The sequence below is a fragment of the Streptomyces sp. NPDC047072 genome (assembly GCF_040643855.1).
GTDB lineage: Bacteria > Actinomycetota > Actinomycetes > Streptomycetales > Streptomycetaceae > Streptomyces.
Map to the genome: position 1 here is coordinate 1 of NZ_JBEYVC010000072.1, position 22,416 is coordinate 22,416.

The 22,416-nt window shown below is 72.0% G+C and carries 21 protein-coding genes; 8 read left to right on the forward strand and 13 right to left on the reverse strand.

Features of this window, described 5'->3' with window-relative positions; genetic code table 11:
- The coding region (locus tag ABZ896_RS27460) for a helix-hairpin-helix domain-containing protein (protein WP_360934648.1) at positions 1-853 on the reverse strand (853 nt) is incomplete at its 3' end.
- A gap of 332 nt (positions 854-1,185) precedes the next feature.
- Entirely contained in the window at positions 1,186-2,172 is a 987-nt protein-coding gene (locus ABZ896_RS27465; protein WP_360934541.1) for an aldo/keto reductase, read from the reverse strand.
- A gap of 195 nt (positions 2,173-2,367) precedes the next feature.
- Between ABZ896_RS27465 and ABZ896_RS27470 the strand changes: the two genes are divergently transcribed.
- Together ABZ896_RS27470 and ABZ896_RS27475 are read left to right on the forward strand one after the other, a co-directional pair.
- A complete protein-coding gene (locus tag ABZ896_RS27470) occupies positions 2,368-3,423 on the forward strand; it encodes an LLM class F420-dependent oxidoreductase (RefSeq protein WP_360934544.1) in 1,056 nt (351 codons plus the stop codon).
- 241 nt (positions 3,424-3,664) lie between these two features.
- Positions 3,665-4,453, forward strand: coding sequence for a ferritin-like domain-containing protein (locus ABZ896_RS27475; protein WP_360934547.1), 789 nt, complete (start codon positions 3,665-3,667; stop codon positions 4,451-4,453).
- A 13-nt stretch (positions 4,454-4,466) separates the two neighbouring features.
- On the opposite strand, the gene corA is transcribed toward ABZ896_RS27475, so the two are convergent.
- Entirely contained in the window at positions 4,467-5,462 is a 996-nt protein-coding gene (gene corA / locus ABZ896_RS27480; protein WP_360934550.1) for a magnesium/cobalt transporter CorA, read from the reverse strand.
- A 62-nt stretch (positions 5,463-5,524) separates the two neighbouring features.
- Here corA and ABZ896_RS27485 point away from each other — a divergent pair, with 62 nt between their 5' ends.
- The 4 genes from ABZ896_RS27485 to mshC all read left to right on the forward strand — a co-directional run bounded on the left by ABZ896_RS27485 (position 5,525) and on the right by mshC (position 8,997).
- Complete coding sequence (locus ABZ896_RS27485) at positions 5,525-6,211, forward strand: histidine phosphatase family protein (RefSeq protein WP_360934553.1); 687 nt, start codon at positions 5,525-5,527, stop codon at positions 6,209-6,211.
- 87 nt (positions 6,212-6,298) lie between these two features.
- Positions 6,299-6,889 carry a DUF3090 domain-containing protein gene (locus ABZ896_RS27490; RefSeq protein WP_360934556.1) on the forward strand — a complete coding sequence of 197 codons (591 nt, stop codon included), beginning with the start codon at positions 6,299-6,301 and terminating at the stop codon, positions 6,887-6,889.
- Entirely contained in the window at positions 6,853-7,671 is an 819-nt protein-coding gene (locus tag ABZ896_RS27495; protein WP_360934559.1) for an SCO1664 family protein, read from the forward strand. Before ABZ896_RS27490 ends, ABZ896_RS27495 begins: the two co-directional genes overlap by 37 nt.
- 96 nt (positions 7,672-7,767) lie before the next feature.
- On the forward strand, positions 7,768-8,997 hold the full coding sequence (gene mshC / locus ABZ896_RS27500) for a cysteine--1-D-myo-inosityl 2-amino-2-deoxy-alpha-D-glucopyranoside ligase (RefSeq protein ID WP_360934562.1): 1,230 nt from the start codon (positions 7,768-7,770) through the stop codon (positions 8,995-8,997).
- Positions 8,998-9,082: 85 nt separating this feature from the next.
- On the opposite strand, the gene ABZ896_RS27505 is transcribed toward mshC, so the two are convergent.
- Together ABZ896_RS27505 and ABZ896_RS27510 are read right to left on the reverse strand one after the other, a co-directional pair.
- Positions 9,083-9,550, reverse strand: a complete 468-nt coding sequence (locus ABZ896_RS27505; protein ID WP_360934565.1) for a hypothetical protein — start codon at positions 9,548-9,550, stop codon at positions 9,083-9,085.
- 50 nt (positions 9,551-9,600) lie between these two features.
- A complete protein-coding gene (locus ABZ896_RS27510; RefSeq protein ID WP_360934568.1) occupies positions 9,601-11,325 on the reverse strand; it encodes a S8 family peptidase in 1,725 nt (574 codons plus the stop codon).
- Positions 11,326-11,582: 257 nt separating this feature from the next.
- On the opposite strand from ABZ896_RS27510, the gene ABZ896_RS27515 reads away from it, so the two are divergent.
- The gene (locus ABZ896_RS27515; protein WP_360934571.1) at positions 11,583-12,509 is read left to right on the forward strand and encodes a superoxide dismutase; all 927 of its coding nucleotides are present in this window, start codon (positions 11,583-11,585) and stop codon (positions 12,507-12,509) included.
- Between the two features lie 60 nt (positions 12,510-12,569).
- On the opposite strand, the gene ABZ896_RS27520 is transcribed toward ABZ896_RS27515, so the two are convergent.
- The 8 genes from ABZ896_RS27520 to ABZ896_RS27555 all read right to left on the reverse strand — a co-directional run bounded on the left by ABZ896_RS27520 (position 12,570) and on the right by ABZ896_RS27555 (position 21,056).
- A complete protein-coding gene (locus ABZ896_RS27520) occupies positions 12,570-13,487 on the reverse strand; it encodes a PAC2 family protein (RefSeq protein WP_360934574.1) in 918 nt (305 codons plus the stop codon).
- 201 nt (positions 13,488-13,688) lie between these two features.
- Positions 13,689-14,360, reverse strand: a complete 672-nt coding sequence (locus tag ABZ896_RS27525) for a FadR/GntR family transcriptional regulator (protein WP_360934577.1) — start codon at positions 14,358-14,360, stop codon at positions 13,689-13,691.
- 91 nt (positions 14,361-14,451) lie between these two features.
- Positions 14,452-15,747: an amidohydrolase gene (locus ABZ896_RS27530; protein WP_360934651.1), complete on the reverse strand. Its 1,296-nt coding sequence runs from the start codon at positions 15,745-15,747 to the stop codon at positions 14,452-14,454.
- 14 nt (positions 15,748-15,761) lie between these two features.
- Positions 15,762-16,547 (reverse strand): nucleoside phosphorylase, encoded by a 786-nt coding sequence (locus ABZ896_RS27535; RefSeq protein ID WP_360934580.1) that lies wholly within the window; start codon positions 16,545-16,547, stop codon positions 15,762-15,764.
- Positions 16,544-17,413 (reverse strand): ABC transporter permease, encoded by an 870-nt coding sequence (locus tag ABZ896_RS27540; RefSeq protein WP_360934583.1) that lies wholly within the window; start codon positions 17,411-17,413, stop codon positions 16,544-16,546. Before ABZ896_RS27540 ends, ABZ896_RS27535 begins: the two co-directional genes overlap by 4 nt.
- Positions 17,413-18,471, reverse strand: a complete 1,059-nt coding sequence (locus ABZ896_RS27545; RefSeq protein ID WP_360934585.1) for an ABC transporter permease — start codon at positions 18,469-18,471, stop codon at positions 17,413-17,415. Before ABZ896_RS27545 ends, ABZ896_RS27540 begins: the two co-directional genes overlap by 1 nt.
- Position 18,472: 1 nt before the next feature.
- Positions 18,473-20,020: an ABC transporter ATP-binding protein gene (locus ABZ896_RS27550; protein WP_360934588.1), complete on the reverse strand. Its 1,548-nt coding sequence runs from the start codon at positions 20,018-20,020 to the stop codon at positions 18,473-18,475.
- Positions 20,001-21,056, reverse strand: coding sequence for a BMP family ABC transporter substrate-binding protein (locus ABZ896_RS27555; RefSeq protein WP_360934591.1), 1,056 nt, complete (start codon positions 21,054-21,056; stop codon positions 20,001-20,003). The genes ABZ896_RS27550 and ABZ896_RS27555 overlap by 20 nt, the downstream gene beginning before the upstream one ends.
- Positions 21,057-21,350: 294 nt before the next feature.
- On the opposite strand from ABZ896_RS27555, the gene mtnA reads away from it, so the two are divergent.
- Positions 21,351-22,382: an S-methyl-5-thioribose-1-phosphate isomerase gene (mtnA, locus tag ABZ896_RS27560; protein ID WP_360934594.1), complete on the forward strand. Its 1,032-nt coding sequence runs from the start codon at positions 21,351-21,353 to the stop codon at positions 22,380-22,382.
- The last annotated feature ends 34 nt before the right edge of the window (positions 22,383-22,416 follow it).

A 22,416-nucleotide genomic window follows, 5' to 3' on the forward strand; every position in this document is an offset into this window, starting at 1 on the left:
CCGGCGGTTCCCAGGACACCGTGCCGCCGTGGCCTCCCTGGGCCGGGGTGAAGGTGAGCTGTTCCGGTGCTCCCGGCGCGATGGGCAGTTCGAGGGCCGTGTGCCCGGCCAGCGCGGCCTGCTCCAGGAGCCAGCCGGTGACCGCGCGGCCGCGCCGCTCGTCGTCCGGACCGCACTCCGCGCCGAGCAGCGCCCGCGCGAACCCGTCCGCCTGCTCGGGCCGCACACCGGCGACCCGCAGCAACTGCCAGGGATCCTCCCGCAGCACCGCGCCCGCGCCCTCCCCGAGCGCGCCGGCGACCTGCCCAGCAAGCGCCTCGGGCGCACCGCCCTCGACCAGCACCCCCCGAGCGTCCTCGACGCTCTCGGGAGTGGGCCCGGCAGCGGCTCCCACCGGCCCGAGGACTCCGGGTCCTACGGGGGCTCCGGCGAGCGTTCCGGTGCCGCCGACGGCCCCGCCGAGGGCGCCAGCGCGACCGGCGGCCCCAACCACCCCGGCCCCGGAGCCGGCCCCACTGACCGAGCCACCCCCGCCGACGGAGTCACCCGCCCCGGCGGCGCCGTAGGAAGCGCCCTCCTCGGCAGAACGTCCCGCACCGCCCACCCCCGCGGACCCGTCCCTCTCCACCGACGCCGCTCGCGGCCCGGGCACCGGCTCCCGCGACGGCTCGCCGAACACGGCGGAGGGGGCTTTCCCCCCGCCCTCCACGGCTCGTACGGCGGCCAGCAGATCCGCCGCCTTCCCGCTCAGCTTGGCCCCGCTCTCGACGGGCGCCTTCTTCTCGGCCTTGCGCCGCGCGATCCGCTCCCGCTCCAGCCGCTGCGCGGCCAACTCGGCCGCGGCCTCGGACACCTGAGGCGCAGCCTTCTCACCGCCGGCCGCGTCGGCCCCGGCGTCCGTTCCGTCGGCCGCTTCGGAGCCCGCATCCGCGTCGCCCCCGCCACCACCGGCTTCGGAGTCACGCTCCTGGTCGGCCTCCGCCTCGGGGCCATCCGCCCGGTCCGCCTCCGCCCCCGCAGACGCGGAAGGCTCGCCACCCACCACGCCGTCCTCGCCCCCGGCGCCCCCCGCGGTCCCCCTCACGTCCCCACCGTTCTCGCTCCCGGCCTCCACGGCCACCCCTCCTGCGGCCGTTCCGCCGGAGGCACCCGCACCCGGCTTCGTGTTCTCCGTGGGCTCCGTGCTCACAGCGTGCTCCAGTCGTGATCGGGATAGCGGTGCACGGGCGCCGACACATCGTCCAGCGCCCGGCAGATCTCGTCAGGAAGACTAAGGGCCTCCACTGACAAAGCGGCCGTGAGCTGCTGCGCGTTGCGCGCGCCGACGATCGGCGCGGCCACCCCGGGCCGGTCCCGGACCCACGCGAGGGCCACCTGAAGAGGCGTCACCGCGAGCCCGTCCGCGGCCGTGGACACCGCGTCGACGATCCGGCTCGCCGTGTCGTCCAGATAGGGCTCGACGAAGGGCGCGAGGTGCTCGGAGGCGCCGCGTGAGTCGACGGGGGTCGTATTGCCCCGGTACTTGCCGGTGAGCACACCTCGGCCCAGCGGCGAGGACGGCAGCAGCCCGATGCCGAGATCGAGCGCGGCGGGCAGCACCTCGCGCTCGACGCCCCGCTGGAGCAGGGAGTACTCCAACTGCGTCCCGGCCAGCCGGGTCCGCAGCCCGGGCGCGGCCAGCTGCCAGGTGCCCGCCTTGGCGAGCTGCCAGCCGCAGAAGTTGGACACCCCGGCATACCGCGCCCGCCCGCTGCCGACCGCGAGGTCGAGGGCGTGGAGCGTCTCCTCCAACGGGGTGTGGGGGTCGTAGGAGTGGATGTGCCACAGGTCGACGTAGTCCGTGCCGAGCCGGGCCAGCGAGGCGTCCAGCGCGGAGAGAAGATGCCCGCGCGAGCCGTCGACGCGGACGTCCGGGTCGGGCACGCTGCCCGCCTTCGTGGAGATCACCAGGTCCCGGCGCGGGACCAGGCCCTCTATGAGGCGTCCGAGCAGGTACTCGGCCTCTCCGTCGCCGTACACGTCCGCCGTGTCGACGAGCGTCCCGCCCGCCTCCCAGAACGTCTTCAAGAGGTCCGCGGCGTCGTGCTCGTCGGTGTCCCTGCCCCAGGTGAGGGTGCCCAGTCCGATGCGGGACACGCGCAGGCCGGTCCGGCCGAGATGCCTCTGCTCCATGGACGCCGAGATTACTGGCCAGAACATGTCGCGTGGGGGCCTGTGGACAACCAGTTTCGCGCGCTTCGCCGCCGTCTGCCTGCGAGGACGGGCGCCGCGGCCCGCCACTGTGCGGGACGCGACAGTTCGCCACCGCCCTTCTCACGCTAGGGTCTTGTGAACAGGGACGTTACTGATCGGTAAGGGGAATCGGCCATGCAGCTCGGGATCAACCTCGGCTACTGGGGCGCCGGAATGGACGCGGACAACCTCGCCGTCGCCCAGGAGGCCGACCGGCTCGGATACGCCGTCTGCTGGGCCGCCGAGGCGTACGGCTCGGACGCCGCCACCGTGCTCACCTGGGTCGCCGCCCAGACCGAGCGCATCGACGTCGGCTCCGCCATCTTCCAGATCCCGGCCCGTCAGCCGGCGATGACCGCCATGACCGCCGCCACGCTCGACTCGCTCTCCGGCGGCCGCTTCCGCCTCGGCCTCGGCGTCTCCGGGCCGCAGGTCTCCGAGGGCTGGTACGGCGTCAAGTTCGACAAGCCGCTGGCACGCACGCGTGAGTACGTCGAGATCGTGCGCAAGGCCATGGCGCGCGAGCGGCTGTCGTACGAGGGACAGCACTGGACGCTGCCGCTGCCCGGCGGCCCCGGCAAGCCGATCAAGCTGACCGTGCACCCCGAGCGCGAGCACATCCCGCTGTACATCGCGGCGATCGGACCGAAGAACCTGGAGCAGACCGGTGAGATCGCGGACGGCGCCCTGCTGATCTTCCCCTCCGCGGAGCACCTGGAGGACACCGCGATCCAGTACCTGCGCGCGGGCCGCGAGAAGGCGGGCAGGACCCTGGACGGGTTCGACATCTGCCCGACCCTTCCGCTCGCCCTCGGTGAGGACAAGGACGTGACCACCCTCGCCGACACCTTCCGCCCCTACACCGCGCTCTATGTGGGCGGTATGGGCAGCCGCAAGCAGAACTTCTACAACCAGCTCGCCCAGCGCATGGGCTTCGAGGCGGCGGCCGCCGAGATCCAGGACAAGTACCTGGCCGGCGACAAGGACGGCGCCGCGGCCGCCATCCCGCACGACCTGATCGACAAGACGACCCTGCTCGGCTCCGTGGACCGCATCGCCGACCGGATGAAGGAGTACGCGGCCGCCGGCGTCACCACCCTGACCCTGGCCCCCGCCGGCTTCACCCTCGACGAGCGTCTCGCCTCGCTGCGGGCCGGCACCGAGGCCCTGGAGCGCGCCGGCCTCGCATAAGGCAACGGCGTCAGGAAAGTTCTGCGGCCGTGGTGGGGGCTCGGGGGTCTTCCCCGCCACGGCCGTCACGTGAATCAACGCGCCCGCGCCCGCGCGGTTACGCCCCCGGCGTGACTCCATGGGTCCTCCTTTTGGCGGAGTTGTCCGACACAGCTGTTGCAGCACCCCTCGCGCCGCATTTGACTCGTTCTTTGCGGAATGCCGCGGAGCCCCCGCAGAGGCCGCCAGAGAGGTGCCCACGATGCTTTCGGCCAAGAGCCTGTTCCAGGAGATCCTCGACAACGACGAGTCCTTCCGCCTGTTCTGCTCCATCGCGGCCAGCGGGGAGTCTCAGGGCGGCTGGGAGAACGCCCGCATCGCCGCGCTGGTGCCGCAGGACGAGCGCGCCCTCGCCCCCAAGATCACCCGGCACGGCGCCGACGAGGACAAGCACGGGCGCATCTTCAACGCCCTGATGAAGAAGCGGCACCTGGAGCCGGTGCCGGTCCCGCCGGAGACCGACTACACGATGCTCCTGGAGAAGCACGGCATCGGCCTGGCCCACGAGAAGCTCAAGAGCGACGAGCGGTTGACCGTGCAGGACATCGTCACCTACCTCGCCCACAGCCGGGTCACCGAACAGCGCGCCTCCGAGCAGATGGACCTGCTGCGCAAGCACTTCGCCGACCACCCCGACCTCGGCCGCGCGGTCAAGATGATCTCCAACGACGAGGACAACCACCTCGCCTACTGCCACGAGGAGTTGCTGCGGTTCGCGTACGCCGGCCACGGCCGCGCCATCCAGCGCACGCTCCGCGAGTGCGCGCTGGCCGAGATCCGCGTCTACCGGGACGTCAGCCTCGCGGTGATGTCCCACATGGGCCGCATCCTCGGCTGGTCCCGGGCCAAGGCCGCCGTCCTCGCCGCGGGCATCCACGCCGTGTACGCCTACGAACGGGCGGGCGGCTGGCGCCGGATGGTCTCCCTGAGGATGCCGGAACGGCGCGACGCACTCGGCGGACCCGCGACCTCCGCCCCCGAATTCGCCTGAGCCGAAGCCGAAGCTACAGCCACCCCCGGCGCTTGAACGTCCGGTACAGCAGCACCTCCAGGACGGCCATCACCGCGATCACCGCCGGATACGACCACACCCAGTGCAGCTCGGGCATGTGGTCGAAGTTCATGCCGTAGATCCCCGCGATCATCGTGGGGATCGCGGCCATGGCCGCCCACGCTGAGATCTTGCGCATGTCGTCGTTCTGCCGGACGCTCATCTGCGCGAGATGCGCCGACAGGATGTCCGACACCAGCCGGTCCAGGCCCTCCACCGACTCGTTCACGCGCGCGAGATGGTCGTTGACGTCCCGGAAGAAGGGCCGCGCCCGCTCGTTCACGAACGGCACCGTCCCGCCGAACGCCCCCACGCCCGCGAGCCGGGTCAGGGGCACCGTGAGCGGCCCGGTGGCCCGGCGGAACTCCAGGACCTGCCGCTTGAAGGTGTAGATCCGCGAGGCGGTGTTCCGCGAGCCGCCGCCGTCCGGCGAGAACACCTCCGCCTCCAGCTCCTCCAGGTCGGTGCCGAGTTCGGTCGCGACCTCCAGGTAGTGGTCCACGACCGCGTCGGCGATCGCGTACAGCACCGCCGTGGGTCCCTTGCCGAGCAGCTCCGGCTCGTGCTCCAGCCGTTCCCGTACGGCCTTCAGGGGCGCCCCCTCGCCATGACGTACGGTCACCACGAAGCCGTCGCCGAGGAAGAGCATCACCTCGCCGGTGGAGACGGCGTCGCTCTCGGGCTCGTAGAGGACCGGCTTGAGGACCAGGAAGAGCGAGTCGTCGTACACCTCCAGCTTGGGCCGCTGGTGGGCCTTGAGGGCGTCCTCCACGGCAAGCGGATGCAGCCCGAACTCCTGGGTGACCAGTTCGAACTCCTTCTCCGTCGGCTCGTGCAGCCCGATCCACACGAAGCCGCCCGCCGCCCGCGCCGCGTCCAGCGCGTCGGAGAGGTCCTCGGGGCCGTCCGCGCGGTGCCCGTCCCGGTAGATCCCGCAGTCGACGATCACGGAGCGTATTCTCCCTTCGCCCGCACGCCACGGCATCCGGGCGTGCGCCTACCCTGGGCCGCATGCCCACGTTGATCCTGGTCCGGCACGGACGATCCACCGCCAACACCGAGGGACTGCTCGCCGGGTGGACGCCCGAGGTCGCCCTGGACGAACGCGGCGCCACGCAGGCCGCCGCGCTGCCCGGACGGCTCGACGGGGTGCCCATCGCCGAGGTGGTCGTCAGCCCGCTCCAGCGCTGTCAGGAAACGATTCAGCCGCTGCTGGAGGCCCGGCCGGGCGTGACCGCGCACACCGAGGAGCGGATCGGCGAGTGCCACTACGGCGACTGGTCCGGCCGCAAGCTCGCCGAACTCATGGACGAGCCCCTCATGGAGGTCGTCCAGGCGCACCCGTCGGCCGCCGCCTTCCCGGGCGGTGAGTCCATGCGGGCCATGCAGACCCGCGCCGCCGAGGCGGTACGCGAGTGGAACGCGCGCGTGGAGCGCGATCACGGCGCCGACGCCACGTACCTCATGTGCTCGCACGGCGACATCATCAAGGCGCTCGTGGCGGACGCACTCGGACTTCATCTCGACCTCTTCCAGCGGATCTCCGTAGAACCGTGTTCCATCACCGTCATCCGTTACACCCGTCTCAGGCCGTTCCTCGTGCGCCTGGGCGACACCGGTGACTTCGCCTCCCTGGTGCCGCGCGAGGAGCCGCAGGGCGGTGACGCTCCGGTCGGTGGTGGTGCGGGCGCACCGTGATCGTCGGGCGCAGTAGGGTGAAGCGGTCCGCGCAACCGCGTTCACGCATGGACGATCCCGTACTCACGAACTCAATGGAGACAGGACGTGTCCCGTCAGGTGTTCCTCTATGACCCTCCGGACCGCTTCGTGGCGGGCACGGTCGGACTGCCCGGACGCCGTACGTTCTTCCTCCAGGCCACGGCCGGCCCCCGAGTGACCAGCGTGGCCCTGGAGAAGACGCAGGTGGCCGCCCTCGCCGAACGCATGGACGAACTGCTCGACGAGGTGGTGCGCCGCAGCGGCGGCAGCGCCTCCGTCCCGGCGGTGGCCCCGACCGAGGTCTCCGACACCGGCCCCCTCGACACCCCCGTCGAGGAGGAGTTCCGGGTCGGCACCATGGCCCTCGCCTGGGACGGCGAGGAGCAGCGCATGATCGTCGAGGCGCAGGCCCTCGTGGAGCTGGAGGCCGACTCCGAGGAGGACCTCGCCGAGGCCGAGGAGCGGCTCCTCCAGGACGAGGAGAACGGGCCCCCGATGCTGCGGGTCCGCCTCACCGGCGCTCAGGCGAGAGCCTTCGCCAAGCGCGCCCTCGACGTCGTCAACGCGGGCCGACCGCCGTGCCCGCTGTGCAGCCTCCCGCTCGACCCGGAAGGACACGTATGTCCGCGCCAGAACGGATACCGCCGCGGAGCGTGACCACGGCAGAGCTGCTCACCCGGGGTGAGCTGACGGTACGCGGACAGATCCGGGACGCCTCCAACGCGGTCTTGCAGTGCTCCGTCTCCTACGACGGCCAGGAGGCGCTCTGCGTCTACAAGCCGGTCCGCGGCGAGAGACCCCTCTGGGACTTCCCCGACGGCACCCTCGCCCAGCGCGAGGTCGCCGCGTACGAGGTGTCCGAGGCGACCGGCTGGGGGCTGGTCCCGCCCACCGTGTTGCGCGACGGGCCGTACGGCGAGGGCATGTGCCAGCTGTGGATCGAGGGCGAGGCCGGATCCGAACTGCTGGCCCTGGTCGACGCGGAGGAGCCGGAGCCCGGCTGGAAGGCCATCGGCCTCGCCGAGGTCGGCGAAGGCAAGACGGCACTCTTGGTGCACGCCGACGACGAACGGCTGCGGCGGCTGGCCGTCCTCGACGCCGTCCTCAACAACGCCGACCGCAAGGGCGGGCATCTGCTGCCCGCCGCCGAGGGCCGTCTCTACGGCATCGACCACGGAGTGACCTTCAACACCGAGAACAAGCTGCGCACGCTGCTCTGGGGCTGGGCGGGGGAGCCCCTGACACCGGAGGCGGTCGACGTCCTCAAGGGGCTCCAGGAGGCGCTCGGGACCGCGGGAGCGCTGACCGAACGGCTGACGGCGCTGATCACCGCCGTAGAACTGGACGCCACGCGCGCGCGTGTCGACGCGCTGCTGGCCTCCGGGAAGCACCCCGAGCCGAGCGGGGAGTGGCCGGCCATTCCGTGGCCGCCCGTGTAGCTGCACAGGGGCCCGTATCACGCAAGTACGCCTTACCGGCCATCCGGCCCGGTCCGGCTCGTATACGGAACATCCGTCCGGGTTAGGCTCATGTACATGCATGCCTGGCCCGCTTCCGAGGTCCCCGCCCTGCCTGGTCAGGGCCGCGACCTGAGGATCCACGACACCGCGACCGGTGGTCTCGTCACCCTCGACCCCGGTCCCGTCGCCCGTCTCTATGTCTGCGGCATCACGCCGTACGACGCCACCCACATGGGGCACGCGGCCACCTACAACGCGTTCGACCTCGTGCAGCGCGTGTGGCTCGACACCAAGCGGCAGGTTCACTACGTCCAGAACGTCACCGACATCGACGACCCGCTGCTCGAACGGGCCGAGCGGGACAGCGTCGACTGGGCCGCCCTCGCCGAGAAGGAGACGGCCCTCTTCCGCGAGGACATGACCGCGCTGCGCATGCTCCCGCCGCGGCACTACATAGGCGCCGTCGAGTCGATACCCGGGATCGTCCCGCTGGTGGAGCGCCTGCGGGACGCCGGCGCGGCCTACGAGCTCGAAGGGGACGTCTACTTCTCCGTCGAGTCCGACCCGAACTTCGGCCGGGTCTCGAACCTCGACGCGGCCGCCATGCGGCTGCTGTCCGCCGAGCGCGGCGGTGACCCGGACCGGCCGGGCAAGAAGAACCCGCTCGACCCGATGCTGTGGATGGCCGCCCGCGAGGGCGAGCCCAGCTGGGACGGCGGCTCCCTGGGGCGCGGTCGCCCCGGCTGGCACATCGAGTGCGTCGCGATCGCCCTCGACCACCTGGGCATGACCTTCGACGTCCAGGGCGGCGGCTCCGACCTCGCCTTCCCGCACCACGAGATGGGCGCCTCCCACGCCCAGGTGCTGACCGGCGAGTTCCCGATGGCCAAGGCGTACGTCCACGCCGGCATGGTCGCCCTGCACGGCGAGAAGATGTCGAAGTCCAAGGGCAACCTGGTCTTCGTCTCCGCGCTGCGCCGGGACGGCGTCGACCCCGCCGCGATCCGGCTCGCGCTCCTCGCCCACCACTACCGGGCCGACTGGGAGTGGACCGACCAGGTCCTCCAGGGCGCCGTTGATCGGCTCGGGCGCTGGCGTGCCGCCGTCTCCCGGCCGGACGGTCCGTCCGCCGAGGCGCTCGTCGAGGAGATCCGCGAGGCCCTCTCCAACGACCTGGACGCGCCGGCCGCGCTGGCAGCGGTGGACCGCTGGGCCGAGCTTCAGGGGGAGCAGGGTGGTACGGACATCGGGGCGCCCGGTGTGGTGACACGTGCGGTGGACGCGCTGCTGGGCGTGGCGTTGTAGCAGGTCCTGAGAAGGGGCGCTTCCTCCCCGCGGAGCTTGTGGTGCTCGCGGAGGGAAGCGCCCCTTCCCGCTGTTCAGGCGTCGGTCAGAAGCGCTGGATCCGTACGCTGCGCAGCACGTTCGGCGACTGGCCGTCCCAGACGCCGACGACCTGGTGGCCGAAGGCGAACGCCTGCTGGATCTGCTGGTGGAGCTGCGGCGACGGTGTGGTCAGGCTGCGGAACTGTCCGTCGATCCGCAGGAAGATCTGCTGCGGCTGGCCCGGGAGCGGCTGGACGATGTCGATGAAGGCGTCGGCCACGCCGGCGGCGAGCGACTGGGTCTGGACCTGCTGCACCACGGACTGGGTGAGCTGCTGGATCTGCTGCTCCTGCTGGTTCTGTTGCTGCTGCTGGCCCAAGCCCTGCTGCTGTCCTCCCATTTGCTGGAGGAGCTGCTGGTAGGGCTGCTGCTGCCCCAGTTGTTGGAGCTGCTCCAGAGAACCGGAACCGCCCTGTTGCTGATATGGCGACGTGCTCGGGAACTGCTGGCCCATCTGCGGGGTGATGCTCATACGGGTGTCACCTTCCCTTGATGGAGTCGGGTCGTGCCGTGCGGGGACCGTCAGCCGGTGACGACCAGGCCGACGATCTCGTCGTCCGAGAACCACACCCGGACGTCGGGCCGTCCGCCCGCGAACGCGGCGTGCACCGCCTGCCGGATCTCGGGGGACGGGTGGTTGAGGTTGCGCCAGGCACCGGCCACGAACAGCCGGAGCCGTGGCGGGAGTTCACGGGGATAGGGCAGCAACTCGTCCCAGTACCGCTCCGCGTGGCCCGAGCCGACCGCCTCGGGGAGCAGCCGGGTGACCGCCGCCTTGATGTCGGGCCGGTTGCCGATCCGTTGGGACGCGGGCCGGTCCGGCGCGTCCTGCTGCGGGGAACCCGTGGCGCGCAGCACCGCCCGGGCGCGCTCCGGGGTCATCGCCGGCTGGGCGGCCGCCTTGAGCATGCCCTGGAGCGCGACCAGCGCGCCGGCCACCACCGGGGCGGCGGCGGACGTACCGGAGAACGTGTCCGTGTACCAGGCGATCTCCTCGGGCCCGCCCTGGAGGTCGCCGGGCCGGTCCCAGAAGCCGCCGGTGGTGGTGACCTCGCGGCCCCAGCCCTGGGCGTCCACGCGCGCGCCGTAGTTGGAGAAGGCGAGCCGGGAGCGGTCCGGGCCGTGGTCGCGGCCGTGCGTGCCGGGCGGCGGGGCGCCCGCGCCGACCAGGACCGCGCCCGAGGACTGGTTGGAGGGGTTGAAGGGGTTGCGCCACCACTCGGGGAACTCGTCGGGACGGCGCTCGTAGAGGGCGTCGTCCAGGGACTCGCCGCCGTTGCCCGCGGCGGCCACGACCAGCACGCCCTTGGCGGTCGCGTACCGCACCGCCGCGAAGTCGTCCGGCCACCACTCGATCGGGACGTACCCGCGCTGGTCGTCGCGGATCTCGTGGTCGAACCGCGGTCCGGGGCGGTGCAGTTCGACCAGGACGACGTCACCGGGGCCGAGCCGCTCGGCCGCCGCCTGGATCGCGGCCGCCGTGCCGATGTCCTGGAAGGACGCGGCCGCGGTCACCGCCTCCGGCACGATCCCGGTCACCCCGCGCTCGCCCCGGTCGCCGCCGATCACGCCGATCACGGCGGTGCCGTGGTTGCGCCAGGCCACATCGGTCAGCGGGGTGCCCACGACGACTCCGGCGAGCTTGGCGGCCAGGTCCTCGTGGCCCAGCTGCCAGGCGCCCTCGACGTCGATCACGGTCACCCCCTGACCCGTTCCACCGGGGCGCTGCCAGGCCCAGTGGGCGTCGATGCCCTCGGGTGCGGGGCGCAGATAGCCCTGCCGGCCGGTGAAGTCGGGCGTGGCGGGGGCGCCCTCCTTGAGCCGGCGCCGGTCGTCGGCCACCGTCGCGGGCACGGCGGGCGGCTTCACGTACGCGGTGTCGATCTCCGGCAGCGCGGCGATCCGGGCCCGCAGCTCCTCGACCCGGCCACCACCTCCGCGTACCCGGTAGAACTGCGCGAGGTCGGGAACGTCCTCGGCGCCGAGGGTGCCGACGCTCTGCCGGAGCCGTTCCTCGCCGCCGAACAGCGGTTCCAGGGCGAGCTGTTCGTCGCCGAGGAACATGTTGAGCGCCGACACGTCCGCGCCCGCCGCCGAGCGCACGCCCTCGGCCTCGGCCCGCAGCCGGGCCTCGGGGCGGGCGACGACGATCAGTTCCTGTCCGGCCCCACGGTAGGTGAACCCCGCTCCGTCGGGCCCCGGCCCGGTGGCTCCCGGGCCCTGCGGCGGCTGTACCTGTTCGGTCATCGGGTACCGCTCCCTTCGGTCCGTGCGGGTGCCTTCCGGGGGACAACCAAGCACCGCGACGGCAGTCCGTCCAGACCGCGTTCGCCAACTCGGTTTGGAAACAAGTTGAATTGGGTAACCGGTGCAATCCGTCCGGAAATTGATGTCACGTCACAAACCAGCCAAAGGCTGTGGAGGCGGCCGTCATGTGATGGGGTGGGAGCGTCGCTCAACCGTTCGGCCGGCCACCCGCCGGCCCCTTTGCGGAAGGACGCACCGTGGCACCCGCAGACCGTTCCTTCGCACGTCGCACCCTCCTGACCACGACCGCCGCGCTCTCCGGCGCGGCCCTGCTCGGCTCCACCGCGCAGGCGGCCGAAACCCGGCAGGCCGCCTGGCCGACGCAGTTCCCGCTCCCGGACGGCTTCCAGCCCGAGGGCATCACCATCGGCGCGCGGCCCTTCGCGTACTTCGGCTCACTCGCCGACGGCTCCGTCTACCGGGCGAGCCTCGCCACCGGCCGGGGCTCGGTCGTCGTGAAGGGCGCCGGGCGCCCGACCGTGGGCCTCAAGATCGACCGGCACGGCAGACTCTTCCTGGCCGGCGGCGACAGCGGCGAGATCCGGGTCGCCGACGCCCGCTCCGGCGCGACCGAGGTGTACGCCGTCGGCGGGACCTTCGTGAACGACGTGATCCTCACCCCGGGCGCCGCCTGGTTCACCGACTCCTTCAAGCCGGTGCTCTACAGGCTGGCCAAGGGCGGGGTGACGACCGTACCGCTGACCGGCGACTGGCAGCAGGGCCCCGAGTTCACCGCCAACGGCATCGAACGCACCCCGGACGGCCGCGCCCTGCTCGTGGTCAACGTCTTCGCGAACGGCGGCGGCCTCATGCGGGTCGACCCGCGCACCGGCGCCGCCCGCGCCGTCGACCTCGGCACGGCGAAACTCCCCAACGGCGACGGCCTGTTGCTCCTCGGCCGGACCCTCTACGCCGTCCAGCAGGCGCAGAACGCGGTCGACGTCTTCCGGCTGAACGACTCCGGCACCCGCGGCACCGCGATCACCCGCATCACCGACCCGCGCTTCCGCATCCCGACGACGGCCGCCGCCTGGGGCCGGCGCCTGTACCTGCCCAACGCGCGCTTCGACGTGGACCCGACGCCCGCCACCGACTACGACGCGGTGGCGGTGAAGCAGGTCTGAGGCCGCGAAGGGGTGAGGGCGGTACGCCGGTAGCGCACCGCCCTCATCCCTGTGTCTTTTTCAGTCCTCCGCCGACGAGTCCTCGTCGTCCGCGCCCGGCTTCGGGGGCATCGGCGGCTTCGTACGGTCCGGCTGGCCGCCGTCCCGGCGCCGCAGATACCGCTCGAACTCCCGGGCGATCGCCTCGCCCGAGGCCTCCGGCAGCTCCGCGGTGTCCCGGGCCTCCTCCAGCGTCTGGACGTACTCCGCGACCTCGCTGTCCTCGGCGGCCAGCTGGTCCACGCCCACCTGCCAGGCGCGCGCGTCCTCGGCCAGCTCGCCCAGCGGGATCCGTACGTCGATCAGGTCCTCCAGCCGGTTCAGGAGGGCCAGCGTCGCCTTCGGGTTCGGCGGCTGCGAGACGTAGTGCGGTACGGCGGCCCACAGCGACACCGCGGGCACGCCCGCGTGGGTGCACGCCTCCTGGAGGATGCCGACGATGCCCGTGGGGCCCTCGTACTTGGTCTCCTCCAGGTCCATCCGCTGGGCCAGGTCCGGGTCGGACGTGGTCCCGCTGATCGGGACCGGGCGGGTGTGCGGGGTGTCGCCGAGCAGCGCGCCCAGGATCACCACCAGCTCCACGCCCAGTTCGTGGGCGAAGCCCAGCAGCTCGTTGCAGAACGAGCGCCACCGCATCGACGGTTCGATACCTCGGACGAGTACGAGATCGCGCGGCTTCTCGCCGCCGACGCGGACCACCGACAACCTTGTCGTGGGCCACGTGATCTTGCGCACCCCGCCGTCCAGCCACACCGTGGGGCGGTTCACCTGGAAGTCGTAGTAGTCCTCGGCGTCCAGCGCCGCGAACACCTCGCCCTTCCACTCCTTGTCCAGATGCGCGACCGCGGTGGAGGCGGCGTCGCCGGCATCGTTCCAGCCCTCGAACGCGGCCACCATGACCGGGTCGATCAGCTCGGGAACCCCCTCGAGCTCGATCACCCAGGCCTCCTTCCGACGTGCCCTCGCTTGACGAACCAACCTTACGGCGTCCGGCGGGGGCGTCCGCAGCCCCCTTGCACGGGGGAGTGAACGGATCACTGCCCCGTTCACCACCCGGGAACACCCCCCGGTCATCCGAGGTGTCCAGGACCGGAATCCGACGGTCCCCCGGCACCGTAAGCGGGTCCCGCACCCCGTTTCTCACAGCGAGGCGCGTAGCCACTGCTCCACGCTCGCGATGTGGACCGTCGCCCAGGAGCGTGCCGCCTCCGCGTCCCGGTCGCGCAGGGCCGCGAGGATCGCGCGGTGTTCGTGGAGGGTGCGGCTGACCGCGTCCTCCTGGGTCAGGCCGCGCCAGATCCGGGCCCGGGTGGTGGGCCCGGAGAGGCCGTCGAGGAGGGAGCAGAGCACGGAGTTGCCGGAGCTCTGCACGATCCCGCGGTGGAAGTCCAGGTCGCAGGCGACCAGTTCCTCCACCGACGGGGCCTCGCCCAGCTTGTCCAACTGCGCGGAGAGCGCGTCCAGTTGCTGCTCGCTGATCCGGGACGCGGCCATCGCGGTGGCGGCCGGCTCCAGGATCCGGCGCACGGCGAGGAACTCCAGGACCGTGTCGTCGCGGTGGAAGTCCACGACGAAACTCAGCGCCTCAAGGAGGAGTTGCGGGTCCAGGCTGGTCACGTACGTGCCGTCGCCCTGCCGTACGTCCAGGATCCGGATCAGCGACAGCGCGCGCACCGCCTCGCGCAACGAGTTGCGGGACAGCCCGAGTTCGGAGGCGAGCTCGCTCTCCTTGGGGAGCCGGTCGCCGGGGCGCAGCGCGCCGGAGACGATCATGCCCTTGATCTTCTCGATCGCCTCGTCGGTGACTGCCATGACCGGCCTCCCTGTCGTCCCGCCGTCTGCCGAGTCGTCTTCCTGGACGTCTGTCGAGACGTCGGACGTCTCAGCTCATTATGGAGCCTGCTCAGACGAGCGCCTCCAGATCGGCGATCACCGCCCGCTCGTCCAGCGTCCGCAGCTCCCGGCCGCGCATCAGCACCCGCCCGTCCACGACCGTGTCCCGCACGTCCGCCGAGTGCGCGGCGTACGCCAGCGTCGACCAGGGGTCGTGCAGCGGCCGCAGATGCGGCGCGTCCAGGTCGAGCACGACCAGGTCCGCCCGCTTGCCCGCCTCCAGCGACCCCAGGTGCTCCGCGAGCCCGAGAGCCCGCGCCCCCTCGATCGTCGCCATCCGTACGGCCTGCTCGGCACCGACCGCTGTCGGGTCCCCGCCCGCCTTGTGCACGAGCGCCGCCTGCCGTACGGCGCCCAGGACGTCCAGCGTGTTGGAGCTGACGGCCCCGTCCGTGCCGAGCCCGACGGTCACCCCGGCACTCAGCAGCCGCGGCACCGGCGCGATCCCGCAGCCCAGCTTGAGGTTGGAGACGGGGCAGTGGGCGACCGAGGTGCCGGTGCGGGCCAGCGCCGCGATCTCCGGGCCGGTGAGGTCGACGGCGTGCGCGAGGAGCAGGTCGGGGCCGAGCAGCCCGAGCGAGTCGAGCAGTTCGACGGGCCGCTTGCCGTAGCGGACCTCGACGGTGGCGACCTCGGTGGCGTTCTCCGCCGCGTGGATGTGCAGCAGCGCTCCGAACTCCCGCGCCAGGGCGGCGATCTCGGTCAGCTGCTCGGGGGCGAGGGTGTAGGTGGAGTGGGCGAACAGGACCGGACGCCGGCCGGGGCGGGCCGGTCCGCGCGCCTCCAGGTCCTGCCGGGCCCAGGCCAGCCGGTCCTCGTAGGGCATGCCGTCGGGCGGCTCGGGCACGTCCATGAAGGTGGGGCCGGAGTGCAGCCGCCAGCCCGCCTCCCGCGCCGCCTGTTCGGCCGCCTCGTGGAACCAGTACATGTCGAGCGCCGAGGTCACCCCGGCCCGTACGCTCTCGGCGACCGCTAGCCGCACCGCCGCCGCCACGTTCTTCGGCGCGAGCAGCTCGGCCTCCGCGGGCAGCACGCGCTCCAGGAAGCCCTGGAGGGTGACGTCGTCGGCGCGGCCGCGGAGCAGGGTCATCGCCAGGTGGGTGTGCGTGTTGACGAGTCCGGGCAGGACGAGACAGCCCTCGGCGTCAATGGCCTCATCGGCTGTGAACCGGGTACACAGCTCCTCGGCCGGGCCGACGGCGACGATCTCGCCCTCGTGGACCGCGACCGCGCCCTTGTGAACGACGGTTCCGGCTTCGTCGACCGTGAGCACGTCACCGCCGTGAACCAACAGGTCGATGTTCACAGTTGAGTCGGCGTTCACAGCGCGTCCCCATGTTGACACCCGTCACGCTCCTCCGCCAGCAGCCGCAGCGCCTCCAGCGACACCACCGCACCCCGCTCCACCCCGGCCGCGACGACGTCCCGATGCGGGTCGTACACGCTGGTGCCCTCGTCGTCCACCAGCTCGTCCGCGTTCGCCCCGTCCACGACGAGCACGCCGCCCGCGACGAGCCCCCGCAGCGAGGCCGTCACCAGCAGCGCGGACAGCTCCATCTCGATCGCCGCGAGCCCGGCGCCGTCGTAGGAGAAGAGCGGCAGCAGGCCCGGCTGGAAGGCCGCCCGTGTCCACACGATCCCGCGGTGGTGCGGGGCCCCTTCCGCACGGGCCGCCCGCTGCAGCGCGAGGACCGCCTCGGGGGCGGACACCGCCGGGTACTCCGGCGGCAGCAGCTGCTGGGTCACCCCGTCGTCGCGTACGGCCGCCTCCGCGATCACGAGATCGCCGTCGCCGATCCCGGGCTTCATCGCGCCCGCCGTACCGAACCGCAGGATCGTGCGCACCCCCGCGTCCGCCAGCTCCTGGAACAGCAGGATCGCGCCCGGACCGCCCACCCCGTGCGAGGCGACGGTCACCGGCACGCCCTTCCAACTCCCGCTGAACACACGGTATTCGCGGTGGTACGACACCTCCTCGGCACCGTCCAGCAGGGCGGCGACGGCCGCCGCGCGCGCCGGGTCGCCGACGACGACCGCGCGCGGCGGGAGCCCGGTGCGGGGTATGCGGGTGACGGGCAGCAGGTCCTGCTGCTGGTCCTGGGTCATGAGGCGGCTCCGGAAGGAGTAGGGGTACGCCGACGACGGCGGGCCGTCGTGAGGAAGAGGGCGCCGAGCGTGACGACGTAGGGCGCGGCGTCGGTCGCCTGCTGGGGCAGGCCGAGTCCCTGGAGCCGGAAGCCTGCCGCCTCGGCGAGACCGAACAGCAGCGCGGCCAGCAGCACGCCGACGGGTGCCGCGCGGCCGAGCATGACCGCGACGACGGCGATCCAGCCGCGCCCGGCCGTCATGTTCTCGGTGAACAACGTGACGTTGCCGAGGGCGAGTTGGGCCCCGGCGAGCCCGCACAGGACGCCCGAGAGCAGGATCGCCCCGTACTTGTACCTGGCCGGGCTCACCCCGAGCGTCGCCGCCGCGTCCGGGGCCTCGCCGACCCCGCGCAGCCTGAGCCCCCACACATGCCGGGAGAGCAGCACTGCGGCCACCGCGACCGCGAGCCACGACAGATAGGTGAGCGGGGTGAAGCCGCCGACCAACGGCAGCCCGGCCAGCGTCGGATCGTCGAAGGTGCCCTGCACACCGAAGACCGTACGCAACAGGAAGCCGGTGAGGCCGACGGCGAGGAGGTTCATGGCCACGCCCAGAACTACCGCGTCTCCGCGCAGAGTTACCGCGCCCACGGCCAGGATCAGCGAGTAGGCGGCCGCCGCGAGGGCCGCCGCCAGGACGCCGAGCCAGGCGCTGCCGGTGAACCAGCTGGTCGCGACCGACGTGAAGCAGCCCATCAGCATCATGCCTTCGAGGCCGATGTTGAACACGCCGGCCCGTTCGCAGATCGCGCCGCCGAGCGCGGCCAGCAGGATCGGGGTGAGGGCGCGCAGCGCCGACACCAGCAGATCGGAGTCGAAGAACATCACACCGCCTCCTTACGGCGGTTGAGCCGGCGTCCGGGGAAGCCGGGGAACCGCAGTCGGGCCGCCAGGAACACGATCACGATCGCCTGGAGCACCTGCGTCAGCTCGCGCGGCACCTCCGTCGTGCGCTCCATCGCGAGTCCGCCGACCTGGAGGACGGCGAAGAAGAACGACGAGACGACCGTGCCGAGCGGGGCCGCGGTCGCCAGCAGCGCGGCCGTAAGTCCCGTCCAGGTGTAGCCCGGTGCGGTGAGCGAGCCGTCGACGAAGCGGTAGGGGAAGCTCAACACCCCGATGGCGCCCACGAGTCCGGCGAGGGCTCCGGAGATCGACATCAACTTCAGTGTCAGGCCCCGGCGTTCGACACCGGCGTACGCGGAGAAACGGGAGTTGAGGCCCGTCATGCGGATCTCGTACCCGAACGCGGTCCGCTTGTCGGTGAACCAGTAGGCGGCCGCTGCGAGAACGACGAGCAGCAGCCCGACCGTCACCGTCGAGTCGCCGAACGCGGGCAGTGCCACTCCGTCGGGCATCGCCCGGGTCTGCGGGAGGCTGGAGCCGGGTTCCTTGAGCGGGTAGCGGGCCAGGTAGGAGGCGAGCGAGACCGCCGGGTAGCTCAGCAGCAGGCTGCTGACCAGGAGCGGAACGCCCAGGTGGTTCTCGCAGAGGGCGGCCAGGGCGGCGTAGAGGGCGCCTGCCGCCATGCCCGCGAGCAGCGCGAGAACGACGGTCAGGGGCGCGGGCAGTGGTGAGTACAGGCCGGTGACGGCCGCGGTGATCCCGCCGAGCACCATCTGTCCGTCGCCGCCGAGGTTGATCAGCCCGGCGCGCAGCGGGATCGCCAGCGCGAGCGCCATACCGAGCACACTGGTGCCGGTGGAGAGCGTGGAGCCGATGCCGTCGGCGCCCAACGAGCCGGTCAGGACCGCCTGGTAGGCCGTGATCGGGTCCGCGCCGGTGCCGACGAGGAAGAGCGCGCCGATGAGGACGCCCGCGAGCACGGAGAAGGTGACGGGGGAGCGCAGGGCGCCCCCTATGCGTTCAAGAGAAGGGTTCATGTCAGTCGGCGGCTTCCACTCGCTCGCTCGTGCCGCCCGCCATCGCGAGCCCCAACGTCCGTTCGTCCGCTGCGGACTTGGCGTACGACGCCGTGATGCGGCCCTCGTACATCACCAGGACCCGGTCCGCGAGCCCCCGGATCTCGCTCAGCTCGGCCGAGACGAGCAGGACCGCGTGACCGGCGTCGCGATAGGCGATCAGCTGGTCGTGGATGTTCTGGATGGCGCCGATGTCGACCCCGCGGGTGGGCTGCTCGACGAGCAACAGCGGGGCGTCATGGGCGAGTTCGCGGCCGATCAGCAGCTTCTGGAGGTTGCCGCCGGAGAGGGCGCTCGCGAGCACCTCGGGAGCGGACGCCTTGATGCCGAACCGCTCGATCAGCCGCCGGGCGTGCGCCCGGACGGACGCCGGCGGCAGCAGGCCGCGGTGCGAGAGGGACGTACGGTGGTGTCCCATCGCGAGGTTGTCGGCGACGGACGCGGCAGGGGCCGTACCCACCGCGTGCCGGTCCTCGGGGACGTACGCCAGCCCCTTGAGGCGGCGTTCGGTGGCCGAGGCGTGGGTGATGTCGTCGCCCTGGAGGGTCACGCGCCCGGCCGTCACGGGCCGCAGTCCGGCGAGAGCCTCGACCAACTCGCTCTGCCCGTTGCCCGCGACGCCCGCGATGCCGACGATCTCGCCCGCGCGGACGGTGAGTTGGGCCTCGTGCACGCCAGAGGTGGCGAGACCGGACACGTCCAGCACCACGTCACCCGGTGTCCCGGCCGCGTGGACGCGGTCCAACTCGACCGCGCGGCCGGTCATCGCGGCGGCGATCTCGTCGGCGGAGGTCTCGGCGGTGACCAGACGCGCCACGACCCGCCCGTCCCGCAGGACGGTGACATGGTCGCTGCCCTCCAGCACCTCGCGCAGTTTGTGCGTGACGAGGATCACCGTACGGCCCTGTGCGGCAAGGGACTTGAGCACCGCGAAGAGGGCGTCGGCCTCGGAGGGCGTGAGTACCGCGGTCGGTTCGTCGAGGATCAGCGTGCGGGCGCCGCGGTGCAGCAGCTTCAGGATCTCCACGCGCTGGCGCAGGCCGACGGGAAGGTCGCCCACGCGCGCGTCCGGGTCCACGGCCAGCCCGTGCTCCTCGGCCAGCTCGCGTACCCGGCGGCGGGCCGCGGCCCGGTCCACCAGGCCGAAGCGGCGCGGCTCGGCGGCGTAGACGACGTTCTCGGCGACCGTCAGCGAGTCGAACAGCTTGAAGCTCTGGTGGACCATGCCGAGCCCGGCGGCCATCGCGTCGGACGGGCTGCCGAAGGAGGCGTCCCGCCCGTCGATACGGATCGTCCCGGCATCCGGGCTCTCCATGCCGTACAGGACCGACATGAGCGTGGACTTGCCCGCGCCGTTCTCGCCCATCAGCGCGTGGATCTCGCCCCGGCGGACGGTCAGGTCGACCGAGTCGTTGGCGAGCGTGCCGGGGAACCGCTTGGTGATTCCCCGGAGCTCGACGGCGGACTTGGGCTTGGCGGAGGGCGTGGGCTCAGCTCGCGGCGGGGTCATCGACCGTCAGCTTCCCGGCGACGATCTGGTCGCGCAGTTCCTTCACCTTCGCCAGGACGTCCTTGTGGTCGGCGATCACGCACTTCGAGGAGTCGACGCCGGCCTCCAGGCCGGTCAGGCTGATGCCGCCCTCCTTCAGGCCGTACGACACGGTCGTGCCCGTCGTGCCGGACAGCACCGACTCGATGCCCTTCTCCACGGCGACGTCCGTGCGCTTGATCACGTTGTCGACGACCGTGCCGGGCGCCGAGGGGCACTGGTTGACGTCGACGCCGTACGCGAACGCGCCCTTGGCCTTCGCGGCCTCGAAGACGCCGTAGTTGCCGGCCGCCGCGGCCGCCATGATCTGGTCGTAGCCCTGCGAGAGCAGGGTGTTCGCCTGCTCCTTGGCGCGGGCCGAGTCGTCGAACGGGGACTGGCCGCCGACGAAGCGGGTGCCCGTGGCGGTCTTCGGCGCGACCTTCTTGGCACCGGCCGCGAACGGGTCGCTGTAGCGGCGGAACTGGGGCGTGTCGAGGACGTCGACCGCGCCGACCTTGCCGGACTTGGAGAGCAGGCCCGCCTCGGCGCCCGCGAGGTAGACGCCCTCATGCTCGCGGAAGACCGCGCAGCTGACGTTCTTGAACGTCTTCGTCGTGCACGCGTCGATGATCAGGAACTGCTGGTTCGGGTTCTTCTGCGCCTGCTGGGCGACGAGGTCGGCGAACTCGAAGCCGACCAGCACGATGACGTCCGGCTTGGCGTCCACCGCAGCTTGCACGTTCTGCTGCTGGGAGGCGGTGTCCGTGGACTCGTAGACCTTCTGCGTCCCGTCGTGCTGCTTCGCCGCGTCCTTGATGCCGCTGACCGCGAGCTTCAGGAACTCGTTCTGTCCTACGGCGTCGGGGGTGACCAGCGTGAACGTCTTGCCGCTGCCGCCGCTCGCGGAGTCGGAGGCGGTGTCGTTCTTGGCGGCGGCGTTGCAGGCCGTGGCGGCGGTGACCAGGAGCGCGGTGGCGGCGGCGACTTGCAGGGAACGGCGGTTTCTACGGGACATCGGTGACCTTCCGGGGTACGGCGAAGACCCGGCTCGGCGGTGAGCGGGTGAGGGTGAGAGGCGCGACGGGCGTGGGGGAAGGCTCAGCGTCGACAGCCGTCGCCGGCACACCGGCCGAAGTCGAGGAAACGGCGCTTGGTCAGCAGCACGTGCGTCCTCCTTCGTCTCGGTCTGCGGACTGATCGCCGGACAGTACCATCCGTTTCCGGACACCTGCTCGACTGTCTCGAACTTTGGTTCCCGCAGGTCATGTACCGTGGCCGGACACCACCGGAACATCAGGAGTGTCCCGATATGTCCCAGGAACTGCGTGCTGTCGACTGGACCGGAAGCGGCCTCGCGCTCATCGACCAGACGCTGCTCCCGCACCGCACCGAGACGATGCATGTCCGCGATGTGGACACCCTGGTCGACGCGATCCAGCGCCTCGTGGTGCGCGGCGCGCCCGCGATCGGCGCGGCAGGGGCCTATGGCGTCGCCCTCGCGCTGATCGAGGGGGAGCGGGAGGGCTGGACGGAGGCCGAGGTGCGCGCCGCCGTCGCCCGGGTCCGCGAGGCCCGCCCCACCGCGGTCAACCTCATGGTGTGCGTGGACCGGGTCATGACCCGCTTCGACGAGGGGCTCGACGCGGTGCTGGAGGAGGCCGCCGCGGTCCAGCGCGAGGACGTCGAGGCCAACCGCGCGATGGGCGGCTTCGGCGCCGACTGGCTGCTCGAAAAGGTGAGCCTGGAAAGGCCGTTGAGGATTCTGACCCACTGCAACACGGGCGCGCTGGCGACCGCCGGGTGGGGCACCGCGCTCGGCGTCATCCGTGAACTCCACGCGCGCGGACTGCTGGAGGTCGTCTACGCCGACGAGACGCGCCCCCTGCTCCAGGGATCCCGGCTCACGGCCTGGGAGTTGGTCCAGGAGGGCATCCCGCACTACGTCCAGGCGGACGGCGCCGCCGCGGGCACGATCCTGCGCGGCGAGGTCGACGCGGCGATCGTGGGGGCGGACCGCATCGCGGCGAACGGCGACACCGCCAACAAGGTGGGCACGGTGGGCGTGGCGCTCGCCTGCGCCGACGCGGGGATCCCGTTCCTGGTGGCCGCTCCCACCACCACGGTCGACCTGTCGACGAAGACCGGCGACGACATCCACATCGAACTCCGCGGCGAGGCCGAGGTGTTGGAGTGGGGCGGAATACGGACGGCTCCGGCCGAGTCGCGCGGGCACAACCCGGCGTTCGACGTCACCCCCGGCCGACTGGTGACGGGGCTGGTGACGGAGCGGGGGGTGCTGGAGGTGTCGGCCGGCGAACTCCCGGGCGACCGGCTGAAGTAGCGGCCCGCGACAGAAGAAGGGACCCCCTCGCACG

Bases quoted from the DNA above. Each gene is read 5' to 3' on its own strand.
- ABZ896_RS27465 (WP_360934541.1), bottom strand. From the start codon at position 2,172: ATGGAGCAGAGGCATCTCGGCCGGACCGGCCTGCGCGTGTCCCGCATC.
- ABZ896_RS27470 (WP_360934544.1), top strand. From the start codon at position 2,368: ATGCAGCTCGGGATCAACCTCGGCTACTGGGGCGCCGGAATGGACGCG.
- ABZ896_RS27475 (WP_360934547.1), top strand. From the start codon at position 3,665: ATGCTTTCGGCCAAGAGCCTGTTCCAGGAGATCCTCGACAACGACGAG.
- ABZ896_RS27485 (WP_360934553.1), top strand. From the start codon at position 5,525: ATGCCCACGTTGATCCTGGTCCGGCACGGACGATCCACCGCCAACACC.
- ABZ896_RS27495 (WP_360934559.1), top strand. From the start codon at position 6,853: ATGTCCGCGCCAGAACGGATACCGCCGCGGAGCGTGACCACGGCAGAG.
- mshC (WP_360934562.1), top strand. From the start codon at position 7,768: ATGCATGCCTGGCCCGCTTCCGAGGTCCCCGCCCTGCCTGGTCAGGGC.
- ABZ896_RS27505 (WP_360934565.1), bottom strand. From the start codon at position 9,550: ATGAGCATCACCCCGCAGATGGGCCAGCAGTTCCCGAGCACGTCGCCA.
- ABZ896_RS27510 (WP_360934568.1), bottom strand. From the start codon at position 11,325: ATGACCGAACAGGTACAGCCGCCGCAGGGCCCGGGAGCCACCGGGCCG.
- ABZ896_RS27525 (WP_360934577.1), bottom strand. From the start codon at position 14,360: ATGGCAGTCACCGACGAGGCGATCGAGAAGATCAAGGGCATGATCGTC.
- ABZ896_RS27535 (WP_360934580.1), bottom strand. From the start codon at position 16,547: ATGACCCAGGACCAGCAGCAGGACCTGCTGCCCGTCACCCGCATACCC.
- ABZ896_RS27540 (WP_360934583.1), bottom strand. From the start codon at position 17,413: ATGTTCTTCGACTCCGATCTGCTGGTGTCGGCGCTGCGCGCCCTCACC.
- ABZ896_RS27545 (WP_360934585.1), bottom strand. From the start codon at position 18,471: ATGAACCCTTCTCTTGAACGCATAGGGGGCGCCCTGCGCTCCCCCGTC.
- ABZ896_RS27550 (WP_360934588.1), bottom strand. From the start codon at position 20,020: ATGACCCCGCCGCGAGCTGAGCCCACGCCCTCCGCCAAGCCCAAGTCC.
- ABZ896_RS27555 (WP_360934591.1), bottom strand. From the start codon at position 21,056: ATGTCCCGTAGAAACCGCCGTTCCCTGCAAGTCGCCGCCGCCACCGCG.
- mtnA (WP_360934594.1), top strand. From the start codon at position 21,351: ATGTCCCAGGAACTGCGTGCTGTCGACTGGACCGGAAGCGGCCTCGCG.